The following is a 17,365-nucleotide window of genomic DNA, read 5'->3' on the forward strand; positions in this document are numbered from 1 at the left end:
GTTTGTAAAATAGGTAAACGAAACATTGAAACGTTTACTTTTTATATGTTAAGATGATGAAGTGATAATAAACGTTATTGTAATTTGTTTGTTTTTAAATAAACATTTTGAAGGAGTGTTTAGTATGAGTGATATATCAGAGAAGTTTTGGGATGCGTCGGTAGAGGAATTGAAGAAAGGGTATGTATTTGACGAGGTAGCAGAGGAGTATATTTGTTTAGCTTGTGGAGAAACGTTTATTAAAGGGGTTATTTATCAAGAAAATCAAGTTTTGTATGAAGCAGAGAAGTTTGTACAGTTGCATATTCAAAATGAGCATACGTCTATGTTTGAATATTTATTAAATCTTGATAAGAAGTTTACAGGTTTAACTGATTTGCAAAAGAAAATGGTTCAGTTTTTCCATATGGGACTTAACGATAAAGAGATTGTAAAAGAAATGGACGGCGGGAGCACGTCGACGATTCGCAATCATCGATTTACATTGCGAGAGAAAATGAAGCAAGCGAAAGTATTTTTAGCGTTAATGGAATTGTCAGAAGAAAAATCAAAAGTTCAAACTAAATTTGTACCGATTCATAGAACAGCTACGATGGTGGATGATCGATACAATATTACAGAGGAAGAAAATGCTGAAGTTTTAACAACGCATTTTACAGAAGGTTTGGATGGACCGCTTTCTAAATTTCCGAAAAAGCAAAAGCGTAAATTAATTATATTACGTCATTTAGTGAAGAAATTCGATAGTAATAAAAAGTATACTGAAAAAGAAGTAAATACAGTTTTAGAAAATATATATCCGGATTTTGTAACTTTGAGAAGATATTTAATTGAATATGGTTTTTTAGATAGAACAGCTGATGGAAGCCAATATTGGGTGAAGTTATAAGAATGAAGAGAAGAAAATGAATAGAAGCACATCATAAAAACAACTATACAAAGAGATAGAGGATTACAGATACGAAAAATATGTTAAAGTTCTATGATGAATTTGAAAATAGTGAGTGGAAGAAGAATTTACTTTAACGAGCAAACAGTATAGAAATGGTTGGAGTAATTACAACTATTTGAGCACGGATTTAACCGTGCAGATTTTAAATAAAAGGAGAAATGAAATTTGAAACCACCTACAGATAACAATAAAGAAGGTGTAGAGTCACAGAAGTCAGAAACGGAACATAAGCCGATATGGAAATCGATGTCCATGTTTTTAGTACCGTTACTTTTAAGTAATGTATTACAGTCAGTTGGACAGTTATTTGGAATGGTAGTAGTAGGAAGATGGCTTGGCGTAAATGATCTAGCAGCTATATCGGCGTTCTTCCCGTTATTTTTCCTGCTCGTTTCATTTGTAATTGGAATTGGTTCTGGTAGTTCAATTTTAATTGGTCAGGCATTTGGTGCTAAAAATGAAGAGCGCTTAAAAGCTATCGTTGGTACGACACTTACGTTTACTTTTATTATCGGAGTCGTGTTGGCGATAATAGGTAGTATTTTTGCGATGGATATTATGCGCCTTATGGGAACACCAGAAAATATTATTGAAATAAGTGTGCATTACGCAAGAATTTTATTTATATCTATGCCAGTATTATTTTTATATTTTGCATACACAACATTTATGAGAGGTACAGGAGATTCTAAAACGCCATTTTACTTTTTAATCGTTAGTACAGCGCTAAATATGATCTTATTACCAATTCTTATTTTTGGCTGGTTAGGAGCTCCGAAATTAGATGTTTACGGAGCAGCCTATGCTTCAGTTATATCTACAGTTATTACGTTTATTGTCATGCTATTGTATTTAAAGAAGAAAAATCATCCACTGCAATTAGACGCTACAGTAAGAAAATATCTTCGTATGGACTGGGAGTTATTAAAGTTATTATTACGACTTGGTATTCCAGCGAGTATTAATATGATATTAGTTTCATTATCAGAAATTGCGGTAATCGCATTTGTGAATCGCTATGGATCAGATGCAACAGCGGCGTATGGTGTTGTGAACCAAGTTGCAAGTTATGTACAAATGCCAGCAGTTAGCCTTGGCATTACAGTATCAATTTTTGCAGCGCAATCAATTGGTGCAAACCAATTTAATCGATTACAGAAAGTTGTTAAGGCCGGAATTATTATGAATTATATCATTGGTGGTGTATTAATATCGCTTATTTATTTATTCTCAAGAGATATTTTAGCACTATTTTTGACAAGTCAAACTACAATTGAAATTGCTCATAGTTTAGTTATGATTACATTATGGAGTTACTTAATTTTCGGTCATGCACAAATTATTAGTGCGACAATGCGAGCAAGTGGTACAGTACTTTGGCCAACTGTGATTAGTGTTGTATCAATCTGGCTTGTTGAAGTACCTGTAGCGTATTATCTTTCTTACCATACGAGTCTTGGTATAGAAGGAATTTGGATTGGATATCCAGCGGCATTCATCGTCAGCTTAATATTACAGTATGCATACTATAAGCTTTCATGGCAGAAGAAACGAATTACACGATTAGTGAGTTAAAAGATGAAAATGTCCCTAAGTCATTATACTTAGGGACATTTTTTTGATGAATGCTTATAAATAACTTTTTAAAGTTATGTCAAAATGTTGTCTAATGAGTTTTCCATTATCCATATAAAACTCCCAAGCTGTATCTGGCTCACCGATAATTTCAAATGAACCTTCTGTAATATATAAAGCGCAATTATCTTCTAATGCAATGCCCTCTATATTACCTTGGTGAGTTTGTAAAAACGTATGGAAGGCATTCATTCTATTTAATTGATTGTAATGGGGGCAAAATCTTTTGTTAACAATACTCCAGCCACTACTTTCTATATAACCAGAACCTTCATAATCTGAACGAATGCTAGATGTGAACCAGCACATCGCACCGGCACTATATCCTGCAATAAGTGTTCCACGTTTTAAAGCAAATAGTAACTTTTCATCTAATTTATGTTCTTTCCATTGTTCAAGCATATGAACGTAATTCCCACCGCCAAGATAAATTAAATCGGCAGAATGAATCATCTCATCTATTTCATATTTAGTAGGTGTTTCGGTTGTAAAGCGTAAAATTTGAACCTCACAATGTAATTGCTTTTCAAACGTTTCTAAAAATAACTCTATATATCCTTCATCATCACGACTAGCTGTTGGAATGAATAATACTTTTGGGTATTGTTTATTTGTTAATTCTATAAGTCGTTCATTAATATGCAAGTGATTTGGATCTTGTAAATCACCGCCACCAACGACAGCTAATTTCATAGTAAAGCACCACCTAATAATATTTGTTATGTAAAAATTCGATAGCGGGGAGTTACATTCCTTCTGTGATTTAATGAATAAGGGGAAATAAAGTGAACAATATATTGAAATAGCATAAGGAGTCGATAGCTGTGGATAGAAAGGAATTAGAAGCAGTTTATCCCGCTATTTGAGGGCAGTAAGACTCCCACCTCAAAATTCGGCTGGAGCAAAGAAGTTAGGTGGGAGTCGGGCTGCCCGTAAACGCCCGATTGGTGAGGGCTAATAATCAGTGGGGGATGAACAAAACCCCCACTGATTAAAGTTTCACTTTATTGATATATAATACTGGATAATATTGTTTCAAAGTATGGAAACAATATGTTTAAATGAATATAACGGCGTACTAATTAATATTGAAAGAGTGTTTATATTTAAAAAGTGCGGGGAATACCAGAGGTTTTACAAAAGTGGTTTTTACTTTTTATTGGAAGTTATTTTATAATATGGTAAAATTATATCAATATATTTATTAAAGTAGAATGAAAAGAGGGAGCGTGAAAGAGTGGATTTTCGATTTGAGTTTGCAGCGAAGGTGAAAGAATATTTAGATGATGAAAAAGATGAAAAAATAATAAAAGATGGACACAGAGATATAATTTTTAAATATTTATATCCGTTAGAGAGTGAAATTGGCATTTTTAAAAACCCTAACTTTACTTTTTTTGCATCAGGAAGACGTTCACATATAGTATTAGAAAATATTGAATTTAAAACAGAAGTAAACGTAGAAAGTAATATAATTGAAATTACAAAAATAGTGGATAATGTGGTAATTCCATTAGATACTATCGTAGCAAAAAATCGGGAATTATTTGCACTCGGGCGTAATGAGAAATTTAGTGCGCAAATATTAGAATATTATCTCTATGCTACATTTGGAGAGAAGTTAGGCTTACAATGAATCGAACGCGGTACAGATAACTAATTAGTGGAGATGAGGATCCATTTAAGTATCAGTTAATATCATTCATGTTTGACCTTCTATATATTTTATACTACAATCTGTAGTGTGAAAGGGGCCATACGATGTTTACTCAAAACTACAAGTTAAATGAGCAAGGGTTAAATCACTTTTTCGGACCGCTTGAAGCGAAAATAATGGAAATTATTTGGGCTACTGAGGGTATTACCATTAAAGATGTGCAACAGAAATTAAGTGAAGAATCCCTGGTGAATTTTAATACTGTAATGACAGTTATGAACAGATTAGTAGAGAAAGCACATTTAGAAAAGCATATCGTGAAAAGAAGTGGTATGTATCGTACTACACAAACGAAAGAAGCATTTTTATCTAATCAAACGAAGAAAATGACACAGGAATTAATGGGTGAATTTGGAGATCTTGTTGTGAACCATATGATAGATGAGTTAGAACAAGCTGATCCATCTTTAATAAAAAAATTAGAAGAGAAATTAAGTCAGCTAAAAAAAGAGGACAGATAAAATGAAGTGGCAAATGCGTAAAATCATTTTGTTAGCAGTGACTATTAGTGTTCTTTTTTTTAGTATGTTAGTATACTACGTCACATACCCATTTCTTTTTCAAAATAAAGCATTTTTTCTTTCACAGTTTTGTTTATTTGAATTGCAAAAACATATGAGGGAATTATCAATACTCCGCATTATGATAGCCGGATTACTGTTATTTACTGTAATCATTATAAGTAAAAGAATTTGGAAGCAGTTTTTTTATAGTAAAAAATTGAAAAGAGATCTCGTGTCTATTACTAGAAAAGGAAAGCAAGTGTACGTATTATCAACGTTACAGATTACGGCATTTACAATTGGATTATTTCGACCGAAAATTGTCATTTCAGAAGGAATATTTCAGGCGTTTTCAGAGGGAGAAATTGATGCGATTGTATTACATGAGGAATATCATCAAAAAAATCGAGATCCATTAAAGTTATTTTTCTTTACATTGTTAGCTGAAGGAATGATGTACATTCCTATATTAAAAGGAATGCTGCAGCGTTATCATGTGTATCAGGAGCTATCAGCTGATAAATATGCGATGCAAAAAATGAAATCTTCATTTGATCTAGGTAGTGCATTATTAAAGTTAATTAAAATAAAGACGATGGAAAATCAATGTATTACAGCTTCGTTTGCGAAAACTGCAATTAATTTACGAATTGAGCAAGTGTTGAATGAGAAAGTTATTAAGTTGAATATACCATTACATACGAATTCAGTATATGTAACGTTAGGGCTATTTTGTATGTCGATTGTACTTATTGTTGGAGAGTGCATATAGCCTCTTTTTTTTAATAGTTAACACTACGATTTGTAGTGTGTTTAGGAGGAATAAAATGAATGCGGCGGATTTAACAATTTGGCTAGTAGTAGGGGCTGGGATACTTTCATTTATATCACCATGTTCTTTACCGCTATATCCATCTTATTTATCATATATTACAGGTGTTTCTATTCAAGATTTAAAAGAAAATCGTGGAATTATGCAAAAGTCAGCGATTATACATACATTATTTTTTATGATCGGTTTCTCGGTTATTTTTTATGCGTTAGGTTTATCGGTAAGCTGGATTGGGATCACTTTTTCATCTAATCAAAGGCTGATTCAGCAAATTGGTGGGATTTTTATTGTTTTAATGGGGTTATTTATGACTGGATTGTTTCAGCCTAAGTGGCTTATGGCAGAGAAAAAGGTACAGTATAGAAGTAAATCGACTGGATATATTCGTTCAATTTTGGTCGGCATGACATATGCAGCAGGATGGACACCATGTGTTGGACCGATATTTTCTGCAGTGCTTATGCTCGGTGCGACCAATCCTGAAAGTGCGCTTCTGTATATTACAGCGTACACCCTTGGATTTGCAGTTCCGTTTTTCGTGATGGCATTTTTTATTGGAAAGATAAAATGGATTGTTACATATGCCAATGTCATGATGAAAATTGGCGGTGGAATGATGATACTAACAGGGGTTTTATTATATACAAACCAAATGACGAAAATTACAGCATTCTTTATTCGTATATTTGGTGGATTTACAGGATTTTAGAAATGAGGAGGAAGAAAAGTGAAGAAACTAATTGCTATTATACTGGCCGGGGCACTAATTTGGGCAGGGGTTAATTTTTATAATACAAAGAAAGAAGAAAAAGAAAGAAAAGCGAAACAAGCGGAGTTACAAGAGAAAGAAGTATTGCCACAAGTGGGATTTAAAGCACCAAACATAACATTAAAAGGATTGGACGGGAAGCTGTATTCGTTAAATGATGCAAAGGGAAAACCATATGTTATTAATTTTTGGGCATCATGGTGTGGCCCATGTGAAATGGAGGCTCCTGACCTAGTTCGTTTGTATGATAAATATAAAAAGGATGTTGAAATCTTTGCGGTAAATGCAACAATCGGGGATCCAGTACAAGAAGCGAGCGCATTCGCAGATCGCCATGGATTTAAATTTCCTGTTCTATTAGATATGGACGGAGTAGCTGGAATAGATTATAAAGTATTTTCTTTACCAACGACATTTTTTGTTAATAAAGATGGAATTATTGTAGATCAGGCACGAGGTGTATTACCTCCAGATCAATTAGAAGAGAAGTTTAAGAAAATAATTGAGAATTAAGAGGGGATTTCATAGTGATGGAGTGGATGGTGAGGTTACAACCCGTTTCTCTTATAATAGGAAGTCTATTTGGATTTACTCTGATGAAACTAAGGATGAAAAAGCAAAATATTCAATATGAAAAAATGATGGATGCAGTAACGAATGGTCTTCTCATCATTGTATTAGTATGGAAATTCGCACCGGAAATTTTAAATCCAGTATGGGCCATTGGGGCGCCGGTGCAAGCATTATTAGCTGTAGGAAGTATTCAACATATTATAGTAGGTTTTATTATGGCTAGTATATACATTGTTTGGAAAAGTAAAAAAGAGCAATTTTCTCTTCGAATTTTACTTGATACATTGCCCTTTGGATTGTGTGTGAGTATTATCTTTTATTTTCTATTCCATCAAGAAGTAGGTATACAAACGACACTCCCATGGGGGATGAAAATATATGAATCAAAATTTTTGTATCATCCTATTTTCATGTATGAGATTATACTCGCACTCGGTATAATTGGCTCGTTATGGATTAAAAATGAAAGAGTAGGGAATGGAAAGAATATAAGTGTTTTTCTAATTTGCGAGGGAATTGCTCATATCATTATTTCGCTTATTAGTGAACAAAATTCAGTTCTATTTGGTCTTTCAATACAGCAAATACTCAGTTTTTGTGTTATTAGTTTAGGGATTTTATTAGTACCAAAAAAATAAAAATAGCCATGTACGGAGAGCATCCATGCATGGCTATTTTTTTATCATCACATGAATTAAAAAATCGGCGGAGTAACAGAGAATAAAACAATCGCATTTTTCTCGAATTGATTTACCCATTTATGTTTTAAATAAGCTGGTATTTTTACGCTATCACCAGTTTCTAATGTGTATTCTTCTTCATTTAAGTGCAATGTGATTTTCCCGTCTAATACAAATGCTAATTCTTCTCCTTTATGTTCTAGAACATTTTCTGATGAAGCAGTATTCGGTGGGATAGTCATAATTGCTGTTGCTAAATTTCCTGTGAAATCAGGTGATAACAATTCATATGATAAATTATCGATAATCATTTTTTTTCTTTTATTAGAACGTACGATTAAATCGTCTGTATTAGTTTCTTCAAGTAAAAAACTAAATGTTGGAACGTCAAGAGCTTTTGCGAGTACCTTTAATGTTTGAATGGAAGGGTTAGCAGAACCATGTTCAATTTGACTAAGCATTGATGGTGTGATTTCGGCCATCTTTGCTAGTTCTTTACTAGTTAATCCTTTTTCTTTTCTTTGTTTTTCAATTTTTTTACCGATATCTATATTTTCCATAATAAATGCTCCTTAATGATTATTAAATTATATTTAAGTAAATTAAATTAAAATTAACTGAAACTGAATTTTATGTTAAACTATATTAAAATTAATTTAATTATAATTTATTATATGGCTAGCTACAAGAATATGAGGAGGAAGAGAAATGAAGGGGATAGAGGCATTAAAAGAGCGATACCCACTATTAAACAACCTTATTGCAACGGAAGAAGTATTTTGGATGAATCCGAATACAGAAAAGTATGAAACGGCAATAAAAGGTTCGCCGCTTAATGAAGAAAATGTAAAAGATGCGGAAGAGAGATTAAAGCGCTTCGCACCATATATTGCGAAAGTTTTTCCGGAAACGAAAGAAACGAGCGGAATTATAGAATCTCCTTTAGTAAAAATACCTTCTATGAAACAATCTTTAGAGAAAAATTACGAGCAACCTATATGGGGAGAATTATTATTAAAGTGTGATAGTCATCTTCCGATATCAGGATCAATAAAGGCAAGAGGCGGAATATACGAAGTGTTGAAACATGCAGAGCAATTAGCATGGCAGCATGGAATGTTAACAGAGAAAGATGATTATTCAATTTTAGATAGTGATAGATTTAGAGTTTTTTTCGCGAAGTATTCAATTGCAGTAGGTTCGACAGGAAACTTAGGACTGAGCATTGGGATTATGAGTGCAAAACTAGGATTTAATGTAACTGTTCATATGTCAGCAGATGCGAAACAATGGAAAAAAGATTTATTAAGAAGTAAAGGTGTAAATGTTATTGAATATGAAGCGGATTATAGTAAAGCAGTAGAAGAAGGAAGACTGCAAGCAGATGCAGATCCTAGCTGTTATTTTGTTGATGATGAAAACTCACATGATTTATTTTTAGGATACGCAGTAGCGGCATCACGTTTGCAAAAACAATTAGAAGAGTTAGAGATTGTAGTAGATGAAGAACACCCTTTATTCGTTTATCTTCCGTGCGGAGTCGGTGGCGGACCTGGCGGAGTAGCATTCGGCTTAAAGTTATTGTATAAAGACAATGTGCATTGTTTCTTTGCTGAGCCTACGCACTCTCCGTGTATGTTACTCGGTTTAATGACGGGGCTTCACGATAAAATTGCCGTCCAAGATATCGGGATTGATAATGTAACTGATGCGGATGGACTTGCGGTAGGAAGACCATCTGGATTTGTCGGTAAAACGATGGAACCATTTTTGAGTGGAAATTACACAGTAAGTGATGAAGAGTTGTATAGATTATTAAAAGACCTGGCGGATACTGAAAATATTTATTTAGAGCCTTCTGCGTTAGCGGGTATGATAGGGCCGTTGAATGTATGTAAAGCTGAAAATGAATATTTACAAAAATATAAGCTAACAGAAAAGGTGAAGAATGGTACTCATATTGTGTGGGGAACTGGTGGAAGTATGGTTCCAGAAGACGTGATGAGTGGTTATTATAAAAAAGGTTCGGAATTAACGAAAGCAGAGTAAGGAAGAATGAGGCGATTTAAAGCCTCATTTTTTCATGTACATAAAAATCTTTGTTATTTTCACATTAGTTCTTTATAGTATAGTTATAAAGGATTATTCATATCGATTAAATATAATAAAAAAGCGTTATTTTACATAATAAGAGGATGTGTGTATACGATGTCATTACAGACAAAATATATAGCGGGTATTTCGCTTGGGGTTATGGGCGTAGGTTTTGCGGCTTCGATCCCTTTTCAAGGAACGGTAGCTGGGGAGATTATTCAAGGGGGATTTGAAGCGGGGTTAGTTGGTGGACTTGCGGATTGGTTTGCGGTTACAGCTTTATTCCGTCATCCGTTGGGAATCCCAATTCCGCATACAGCATTATTACCTAAAAATCGTAAGCGGGTAACAAATGGGCTCGTTTCTACGTTAGAAAATGAATGGCTGACGAAAGAAAGTATTACAAGTAAAGTAAAAGAAATGCAGCTAGCACAAATGGTACTGGAAATTGCTGAGAAAGAGTTACAGTCTGACGCTGTGAAAAAAGGAATTGTAACAATTGCTGAGAAAGCGATTCTTCAAATAGATACGGAAAAATTAGCAGTTATAATTGAAAAAGAATTAAAAACGTATTTGCATACAATTAACACAAGTAACATATTACAAGTTCTCGTTGATCAATTAGTAGTGCAAGAATATGATGAAAAAACACTTGATTACATATTAGTAAAAGTGAAAGATTGGACAGCTCAAGATGAAGCACGTTATCAGCTCGGAAGCTTAGGCATGAAGGCGATGGAAAACATAAAAGTAGATGGATTCCTGCAGTTTACATTGAAATCATTTATGAATATTGTAGATGAAGATAAAATTGGAGGCATTTTGCAGAAGTTTATTATTAGCAATATTAACAGTTTGCAAGATGCTGATAATAGCACAAGACAACTTATATTAGCGAAGATTCGTCAAGAAATTATAAATGTAAAAGAAAATGAATCTTTATTACAGGAATTAGAGAATTGGAAAGAAAAATGGATTGCCAACTGGAATGCTACTGACAAAATAAAGGAAATGCTAGAGCAAGTACAGAGTAGGGCAGTTACCTTTGTGAAAAATGAAGAATTTGCCGATAAATATGTTGTTCCATTCTTACAAACACAAATGAATAAAATAAAAGAAGACGAACTGACTGTTCAAAAAATAGAAGATTGGTTACAAAAACAAGTTGTTAATGTTGTTGAAAAAAATCATTCAAAAATTGGAAAGCTTGTGCAAGAAAACCTTGATAAGTTAGATGATGAAACATTAATCGAAATGATTGAAAATAATGTTGGTAAAGATTTGCAGTGGATTCGTGTGAATGGGGCTGTTTGTGGTTTTATGATTGGATTAGTTTTAGAAGGAATAAAAGCGATTATATGAGAAAAACCTTCCACAATTGTGGAAGGTTTCTTATTTTTCGATAACACTCATATTTATATTATAAGCTTTCTCAATATTTAACTTGTACGTCCCATTTCCTGTTTTTATCGAGTTTTTATACCAATGTTCTTGCTCGTTTAATTCTGGATTTTCTTCTGAAGAATTATTTTCTTTTTTCGTTAAATCTTCTACTTGTTCCCAAGGTGTGTTTCCGTGAGTTTCTTTTTTGTTTGTTATGGCGATTAAAGATACATCACTTTCTTTTGCTAAATGAACAGATACATTTGAACTTTCTTGTACAAACCAATTATTTTGTAATTGACCTGGATAAAGAGATAGTTCGTTATTTGAAGCGCGAATCTCTACATTTTTATTTTGCGGAAGAACGAGTGTTTGTTTCACCTGTGGTGCTGAGTTAAATAACGTATGCTGAACCGGTAATGATTTTAAAGTTATATACATCGTTTCTCCAGCTGTTTGAACTGAAAGGAAATCCTCTCGTTTTAAATTGAGTTTTTCATTTGCTTTCGTCGTCATTTCATATGTTCCAAGAAGATGAACTTGATTTGTGTTGTTTCCCTCTATTGTTAGAGGGTGATGCCCCGCATCCACTACGATTTTTTTGATAGATTCAGGTATATCAAGTTGTCCGTCTGGAATATTACTCGTTTGCCTAGTTGTGTTAATAGAATGACGAACTTCTTCTAGTAATCCAGTTGATAATAAACAGTAAAAAGCAATTCCAACACTTCCTAAAACTCCGATAAAGAAAATACTAAAAATATCATATTTAATAAATGATTGTTCCTTCTTAGAAAATAGAAGGTATAGTAAAATTTCAGCGCCAAGTATGATAAGTAAAACAGGCCACCATGCTGTCAATGTATCTAATGCTTGAACTCCTTTTACGACTGAAAATAGTAAAAAGCAACCTAATAAAATAATGGAAATCCCCATTGAGATGGTTCCAACACGCCAAGTCCTCATTCGTTTGTCCCACCTTTGTTTTCTTTATTTCCAAGTAATAATTTAAAGCCGCCACCAATTAAGAGGAGCGCAACGACAGATGTTTGGAAATAGCGATAATACAGTTCGCTAAGATGAATGTTAAATATAGTTGCAAAATAATCGTCCAAAATAGGAAGGAGCGTTTGATCTAATAAATAATAACCACCTAATGCAATTAACCCAATGCTGATCCATCTTTGATGATTTATAAAATAATCGATGATAGGTTCGTCATTTACGCGTTCTTTTCCGTATTTTGCTGTTTGCTGTAACGTGTCAAAAAAGCTATAAAACCAAATGATTGGTACTAAAAATAAAAACGCAGAAAGTCTTAATAGATCAAGTAAATAAATAGATAGTAAAAAGGCTGCCATAAGCTGAAGGCCACGACGTTGTAAGCCTAAATACATATGTCCTGCTCCAGGAAACATTGCTAAAATAGAAGCAAATGTTTTACTTTTCTTTCCTTGTTCACGGTGCTCTTCAAATTCTTCGAAAATAGTACGATCAACTAATTGCTCGCCGCGTTCTTTTTTCTGTAGTTGTTGAACAACGTCGAAGAAATTATAAATCCATAAAACAGGTAGTATAACGAGAAAGATAAGGAAACTTCCTTGAGATGTTAAGAGTGCAACGAATATAATCATACTTCCTATCCCTGTACAAGCTACTAAAAATGTAAGACCACGTTGCATAAGTCCTAATTGAAAATGGCCAAGTCCAGGGATGATGGATAAGAGAATGATATAAAATCGTTCGCTCTCTTTAGAGGACTCTGTAAATTGTCCGGATGCTTGTTTTTTCGATTGATTTATTATAGTGATAACTAAATCTAGTAAGTTGATCACCCATAACACTGTTAGTAAAAATAGAGAAAGAAAAGCAATATTGCGCTCTCCTAATGCTATTGTACAAAATGCTGCAAAGATAAATAGAAATAAAGCCCCTCCGCTATATAGAACAAAACGTCCAATCTTCTTTAAATATAAATGTCCAAGCCCAGGAATTAGCCCTAATACAAGTGCTAAAAAGGGATTTTTATTCATGCTTTAAACCTCCGTCCTTTTTTGATGTGTCCACTGCTTTGTTTACTATTTGTTGTGAGATGGAAGTCTCATTGTGTTTTGAAGATTTCTCGAAATTAGATGTCGCTGTGAAAATATAATTGAATAAACCACTTACCATAAAAATGATTGTAGCCGCAGTCGCAATTATGTAATGAATGATCGTGCGCTTTAGCTGGTTTGATTTCATAGTTTCATTAGATTGTAACGTTTCAAAATTCAATTGCGTCATAACTTCGTTTGTAAATGAATCATCATTTATCATTGGAAGGTTTTCATTTTGTTCATCAATACTTTCCATATAAATTGCTAAACAATGATCACATTCATAAAGATGCTCTTCCATAGATTCACGTTCATTACCTGATATAATGTCTAATGTATAATTGCACCAATCTTCTTTTGAGTAATGCATCATAAAAACTCTTCCTCCTTCCAATGTTTTTTAATCCATTTTCTTGCGCGATACAGTTTCATTTCGACTGTCTTCACTTCGATATTTTCCTGCAAAGCAATTTCTTGATAGCTTTTTTCTTCTAAGTAATGTGCGAGAACGACGTCACGGTAATTTTCGGGTAGTTCTCTTAGCTTTTGAGCAATGAGTAATTTTTGCTCTTTCGTCAATAATAAAGCCTCAATATTATGAGAGGATTTTATATTTTCTTCAGTTTTTTTACATAAGGAGAGTTCTTCGTTTTCTCTAGCTTTTTTCCTCTTATAATCAATAGCGTGATTGGTAGCAATACGTGCCATCCACGTTTTTAATCCGCGAAATTGATAATTAGGGAGAGAGGTGTGAATTTTTACGAATACTTCTTGTGTAACATCTTTAGCATCTTCTTCATGTCTTAAAATAGAAAAGATAACTTGGAAAATATAATGACGATATGTTTGTACAAGGATACGAAAAGCATGTTCACTTCCTTGTTGTGCTTTTTCAATTAATTGTTTTTCCTCAATCGCTTTCTCCCTCCTTTTTGACGCATTCTATTATATAGACGTAAGAAACGATAAGTCACCCTACACATGTTGTAAAAAAAGAATAATATATTTTTCGCAGGAGGGCTATATGAAAAAGGTGTGAAAAAATGGTAAAGAGAAGTATATAATGAGCAAGAAGGAAATGTTACACAGAGAAAGGATGTGAATGTTAGTAGGGGAAGGGCCATACTAACAAACATGAAAATTAAAATATTAATAGCCGATGATAATTCTTTTATTAGAGAAGGCATGAAAATTATTTTAAATACATACGAAGAATTCGAAGTGTTAGATACTGTAAATGATGGAAAAGAGGCTGTAGCGTATTGTAAAAAGCATGAAGTTGATATTGCCCTTTTAGATGTTCGTATGCCAAACATGAACGGGGTAGAGGCGACGAAGTTAATTTGTGAAGAGACGAAAACGAAACCGCTTATTTTAACGACATTTGATGATGATGAATATATTTTGGACGCAGTAAAAAACGGAGCGAAAGGTTATTTATTAAAAAATAATGATCCGGAGCGTATTCGTGATGCGATAAAAGGAGTTTATAACGGTCAAACTGTTATGCAAGATGTAGTGCTTGATAAAATTAAGTCTAATTTAATGGAAAGTAAAGAGGAAGAATCTAAAATTGATAAGAGTCTTTTTACAGAAAGAGAGCTTAGTATTATCGCATTAATTGCGAAAGGTTTCTCAAATAAAGAAATTTCGAAGCAGCTTTTCATATCTGAAGGAACGATTGCAAATTATATTACATCAGTTTTAGGGAAAACTGGACTAGAACATCGCACGCAAATTGCGATTTATTACTTAACAGGGAAAGTAGATTAATGTTATGGAATTTTGGTTAACTGTAAGTAAATTAATTGTATTTATATATATTGTGTTTAGTTACATTCACTCAAATGTTGCAAACTTACCATGGGTTATATTTACGCTACTTATATATCTTTCTGTAAACGTAATGATCTCTATATTAAAAAACGATACGTATAAAAGGGTTTTAATTTGCGTGTCAATTGGTGTAGTAATTTTATTTACATGGAAGGTGCATCCATTTTTTATTTTGTTTTTACCTTTGAACTTATACGAAATTACATCAAATTATATCGAGAGGAAATGGCAGCTCTTTTTCATTATGATGCTTCCTATTACTTTTACAAATGAAAGTATTCAAATGACATATGGATTAATTGTTACATTTTCTTTTCTCGTTTTAACTATGGCAGATCGCTACATCGCTCGTGTATTAAAGCTTGAATCACAAAATGATAAGATGCGAAAAGATATGCAACGACTTACAAAAAGCTTACATGAAAATAAAGAGTACATAAGGCAATCGGAGTACACATTTAAGTTAGAAGAGAGAAATCGGTTATCACAAGAAATTCATGATAAAATTGGTCACTCGATGACGGGTGCGCTTATTCAAATGGAAGCAGCGAAGAGATTGATGGAAATAGATAAAGTAAAATCCACGGAGTTATTACAAAATGCAATTCATATTTCGAAAGATGGAATTGAAAGCATTCGGATTACATTAAAAAATATGAAGCCACCAACAGAGCAAATTGGCATTCACCGTATGAAATTATTCATAGAGGAATTTGCCGGTAAGCATGATGTAAACATTCCTTTCATATATAAAGGTAACTTAGATATGATCTCTCCAATTCAGTGGAAGATTATCGGTGAAAATGTTACAGAGGCGTTAACAAATACGATGAAATACGCTGATGCGACAGTCATTTCAATAGATATTCATGTACTTAATAAGATGATCAAAGTGCAAGTGAAGGATAATGGAAAAGGTGCAGCTCTTGTTAAAAAAGGCCTCGGCATTATGGGGATGGAGGAGAGAACAGCGTCTGTAAATGGGAAAATTATTGTAGATGGAATAAGTGGTTTTTCAGTAACAATGTTGTTGCCAATTTAGTAAGTCGTGATGAGGATGAATTATCTCATATGAAAAAAGTGAATAATCTCATGTGAAAAGAATGAACTTCTGCACTGAGCAGGTTCATTCTTTTTGTTTATAATAAAGTGAAACTTCAATCAGTGGGGGTTTTGTTTTTCCACGCTGATTGTTAGTTGAACCAATCGGGCATTTTTACGGGCAGTTGATCTCCCACCTAACTTCTTTGCACCAGCTGAATTTTGAGGTGGGAGTCTTACTGACCGTTAATGCGGGATAACAGCAGAGAAACCGAAATAGGGGTGAAATGATGAACACATTAGAAATTAAAAATTTAACGAAAAAATTTGGTGATTTCATCGCGGTAGATAATATGTCTTTATCTATTAAAGAAGGAGAAATATTTGGATTTTTAGGATCGAACGGTGCTGGTAAGAGTACAACGATAAATATGATTGCTGGATTGTTAAGAAGTAATGAAGGTGAAATCAGCATACTAGGAAAAAATATAAAGAAACATAATCGATTTGCGAAGATGAACATCGGTATTGTTCCGCAGGATATAGCAATATATGAAGAGCTAACCGCCTATGAAAATGTGAAATTCTTTGCCGGATTGTACGGACTAAGAGGAGCTGAACTAAAAGCGAGAGTAGAGGAAGCACTTCAATTTGTAGGGCTTAGTGATAAACATAAAAGCTACCCGAAAAACTTTTCTGGCGGGATGAAAAGAAGGCTGAATATCGCTTGTGCAATCGCTCATAGACCGAAGTTAATTATTATGGATGAACCGACAGTTGGAATTGATCCGCAGTCAAGAAACTATATTCTCCAGTCTGTCCGAAAATTAAATGAAATGGGAAGTACGATTATTTATACAAGTCACTACATGGAAGAAGTAGAAGAGATTTGTACGAAAATAGCAATTGTAGATCACGGTAAAGTAATTGCAGAAGGCACGAAAGAACAATTAAAAGCGATTATTACTGATACGAAAGACATTTGGATTGAAGTGAAGTCAGTAGAAAATCTAGACGTTGAAAAATTAAAAGAGATAAACGGTGTGAAAGCTGTTCAAATTGAAGAGAACGTAATTAAAGTAAATTCTGATGCAGGATTAAATAATTTAAATAAAATTATTCAACACTTTATTAATCATGACATTGAAATTCGCTCGTTAGAGGAGCAGGCTCCGAATTTAGAAACAGTATTCCTTACATTGACCGGAAGAAACTTACGAGATAAATAAAAGGTAAATGAAGAAAAAGTAAAGG

General features: G+C 33.5%; 19 protein-coding genes. 13 read left to right on the forward strand and 6 right to left on the reverse strand.

The window, feature by feature from the left end; all coding sequences use genetic code 11:
• Positions 1 to 124: 124 nt before the first annotated feature.
• Together MHI07_RS08350 and MHI07_RS08355 are read left to right on the forward strand one after the other, a co-directional pair.
• On the forward strand, positions 125 to 889 hold the full coding sequence (locus tag MHI07_RS08350; RefSeq protein WP_002158430.1) for a DUF2087 domain-containing protein: 765 nt from the start codon (positions 125 to 127) through the stop codon (positions 887 to 889).
• 228 nt (positions 890 to 1,117) lie between these two features.
• Positions 1,118 to 2,527 (forward strand): MATE family efflux transporter, encoded by a 1,410-nt coding sequence (locus tag MHI07_RS08355; protein ID WP_078180900.1) that lies wholly within the window; start codon positions 1,118 to 1,120, stop codon positions 2,525 to 2,527.
• Between the two features lie 54 nt (positions 2,528 to 2,581).
• Here MHI07_RS08355 and MHI07_RS08360 read toward each other — a convergent pair whose 3' ends face one another.
• On the reverse strand, positions 2,582 to 3,280 hold the full coding sequence (locus MHI07_RS08360; RefSeq protein ID WP_078180901.1) for a peptidase E: 699 nt from the start codon (positions 3,278 to 3,280) through the stop codon (positions 2,582 to 2,584).
• 544 nt (positions 3,281 to 3,824) lie between these two features.
• On the opposite strand from MHI07_RS08360, the gene MHI07_RS08365 reads away from it, so the two are divergent.
• The 6 genes from MHI07_RS08365 to MHI07_RS08390 all read left to right on the forward strand — a co-directional run bounded on the left by MHI07_RS08365 (position 3,825) and on the right by MHI07_RS08390 (position 7,619).
• Positions 3,825 to 4,223: a DUF3942 family protein gene (locus MHI07_RS08365; RefSeq protein ID WP_340823032.1), complete on the forward strand. Its 399-nt coding sequence runs from the start codon at positions 3,825 to 3,827 to the stop codon at positions 4,221 to 4,223.
• A gap of 125 nt (positions 4,224 to 4,348) precedes the next feature.
• Entirely contained in the window at positions 4,349 to 4,765 is a 417-nt protein-coding gene (locus tag MHI07_RS08370) for a BlaI/MecI/CopY family transcriptional regulator (protein ID WP_002158426.1), read from the forward strand.
• 1 nt (position 4,766) lies between these two features.
• The gene (locus MHI07_RS08375; protein ID WP_340823035.1) at positions 4,767 to 5,579 is read left to right on the forward strand and encodes a M56 family metallopeptidase; all 813 of its coding nucleotides are present in this window, start codon (positions 4,767 to 4,769) and stop codon (positions 5,577 to 5,579) included.
• A gap of 55 nt (positions 5,580 to 5,634) precedes the next feature.
• The gene (gene ccdA / locus MHI07_RS08380) at positions 5,635 to 6,348 is read left to right on the forward strand and encodes a cytochrome c-type biogenesis protein CcdA (RefSeq protein WP_088078265.1); all 714 of its coding nucleotides are present in this window, start codon (positions 5,635 to 5,637) and stop codon (positions 6,346 to 6,348) included.
• An 18-nt stretch (positions 6,349 to 6,366) separates the two neighbouring features.
• Positions 6,367 to 6,921, forward strand: coding sequence for a TlpA family protein disulfide reductase (locus MHI07_RS08385; RefSeq protein WP_088078266.1), 555 nt, complete (start codon positions 6,367 to 6,369; stop codon positions 6,919 to 6,921).
• A 17-nt stretch (positions 6,922 to 6,938) separates the two neighbouring features.
• A complete protein-coding gene (locus tag MHI07_RS08390; RefSeq protein WP_340823039.1) occupies positions 6,939 to 7,619 on the forward strand; it encodes a prolipoprotein diacylglyceryl transferase family protein in 681 nt (226 codons plus the stop codon).
• Positions 7,620 to 7,675: 56 nt separating this feature from the next.
• Here the strand turns inward: MHI07_RS08390 and MHI07_RS08395 are convergent, their stop codons facing one another.
• Positions 7,676 to 8,221 carry a helix-turn-helix domain-containing protein gene (locus tag MHI07_RS08395; RefSeq protein WP_002158420.1) on the reverse strand — a complete coding sequence of 182 codons (546 nt, stop codon included), beginning with the start codon at positions 8,219 to 8,221 and terminating at the stop codon, positions 7,676 to 7,678.
• Between the two features lie 148 nt (positions 8,222 to 8,369).
• Here MHI07_RS08395 and MHI07_RS08400 point away from each other — a divergent pair, with 148 nt between their 5' ends.
• Together MHI07_RS08400 and MHI07_RS08405 are read left to right on the forward strand one after the other, a co-directional pair.
• Entirely contained in the window at positions 8,370 to 9,710 is a 1,341-nt protein-coding gene (locus MHI07_RS08400) for a D-serine ammonia-lyase (protein ID WP_340823043.1), read from the forward strand.
• Positions 9,711 to 9,869: 159 nt separating this feature from the next.
• Positions 9,870 to 11,117 carry a DUF445 domain-containing protein gene (locus MHI07_RS08405; RefSeq protein ID WP_340823046.1) on the forward strand — a complete coding sequence of 416 codons (1,248 nt, stop codon included), beginning with the start codon at positions 9,870 to 9,872 and terminating at the stop codon, positions 11,115 to 11,117.
• A 30-nt stretch (positions 11,118 to 11,147) separates the two neighbouring features.
• On the opposite strand, the gene exsE is transcribed toward MHI07_RS08405, so the two are convergent.
• From exsE to MHI07_RS08425, 4 genes are read right to left on the reverse strand one after another with little or no spacing between them, the layout of a single operon-like run.
• Positions 11,148 to 12,104 (reverse strand): exosporium protein ExsE, encoded by a 957-nt coding sequence (gene exsE / locus MHI07_RS08410; RefSeq protein WP_340823048.1) that lies wholly within the window; start codon positions 12,102 to 12,104, stop codon positions 11,148 to 11,150.
• Positions 12,101 to 13,171 (reverse strand): hypothetical protein, encoded by a 1,071-nt coding sequence (locus MHI07_RS08415; RefSeq protein ID WP_340823051.1) that lies wholly within the window; start codon positions 13,169 to 13,171, stop codon positions 12,101 to 12,103. Before MHI07_RS08415 ends, exsE begins: the two co-directional genes overlap by 4 nt.
• The gene (locus tag MHI07_RS08420; protein ID WP_283750027.1) at positions 13,164 to 13,607 is read right to left on the reverse strand and encodes a hypothetical protein; all 444 of its coding nucleotides are present in this window, start codon (positions 13,605 to 13,607) and stop codon (positions 13,164 to 13,166) included. Before MHI07_RS08420 ends, MHI07_RS08415 begins: the two co-directional genes overlap by 8 nt.
• Positions 13,604 to 14,149 (reverse strand): RNA polymerase sigma factor, encoded by a 546-nt coding sequence (locus MHI07_RS08425; RefSeq protein ID WP_340826888.1) that lies wholly within the window; start codon positions 14,147 to 14,149, stop codon positions 13,604 to 13,606. Before MHI07_RS08425 ends, MHI07_RS08420 begins: the two co-directional genes overlap by 4 nt.
• 219 nt (positions 14,150 to 14,368) lie before the next feature.
• On the opposite strand from MHI07_RS08425, the gene MHI07_RS08430 reads away from it, so the two are divergent.
• The 3 genes from MHI07_RS08430 (at position 14,369) to MHI07_RS08440 (ending at position 17,340) form a co-directional block, all read left to right on the forward strand.
• Entirely contained in the window at positions 14,369 to 15,007 is a 639-nt protein-coding gene (locus MHI07_RS08430) for a response regulator transcription factor (RefSeq protein WP_002064723.1), read from the forward strand.
• A gap of 4 nt (positions 15,008 to 15,011) precedes the next feature.
• On the forward strand, positions 15,012 to 16,112 hold the full coding sequence (locus MHI07_RS08435) for a sensor histidine kinase (protein WP_340823057.1): 1,101 nt from the start codon (positions 15,012 to 15,014) through the stop codon (positions 16,110 to 16,112).
• 289 nt (positions 16,113 to 16,401) lie between these two features.
• Entirely contained in the window at positions 16,402 to 17,340 is a 939-nt protein-coding gene (locus MHI07_RS08440; protein ID WP_002148977.1) for an ABC transporter ATP-binding protein, read from the forward strand.
• Positions 17,341 to 17,365: the final 25 nt, after the last annotated feature.

The sequence above is a fragment of the Bacillus sp. FSL H8-0545 genome, from assembly GCF_038006105.1.
GTDB lineage: Bacteria > Bacillota > Bacilli > Bacillales > Bacillaceae_G > Bacillus_A > Bacillus_A cereus_U.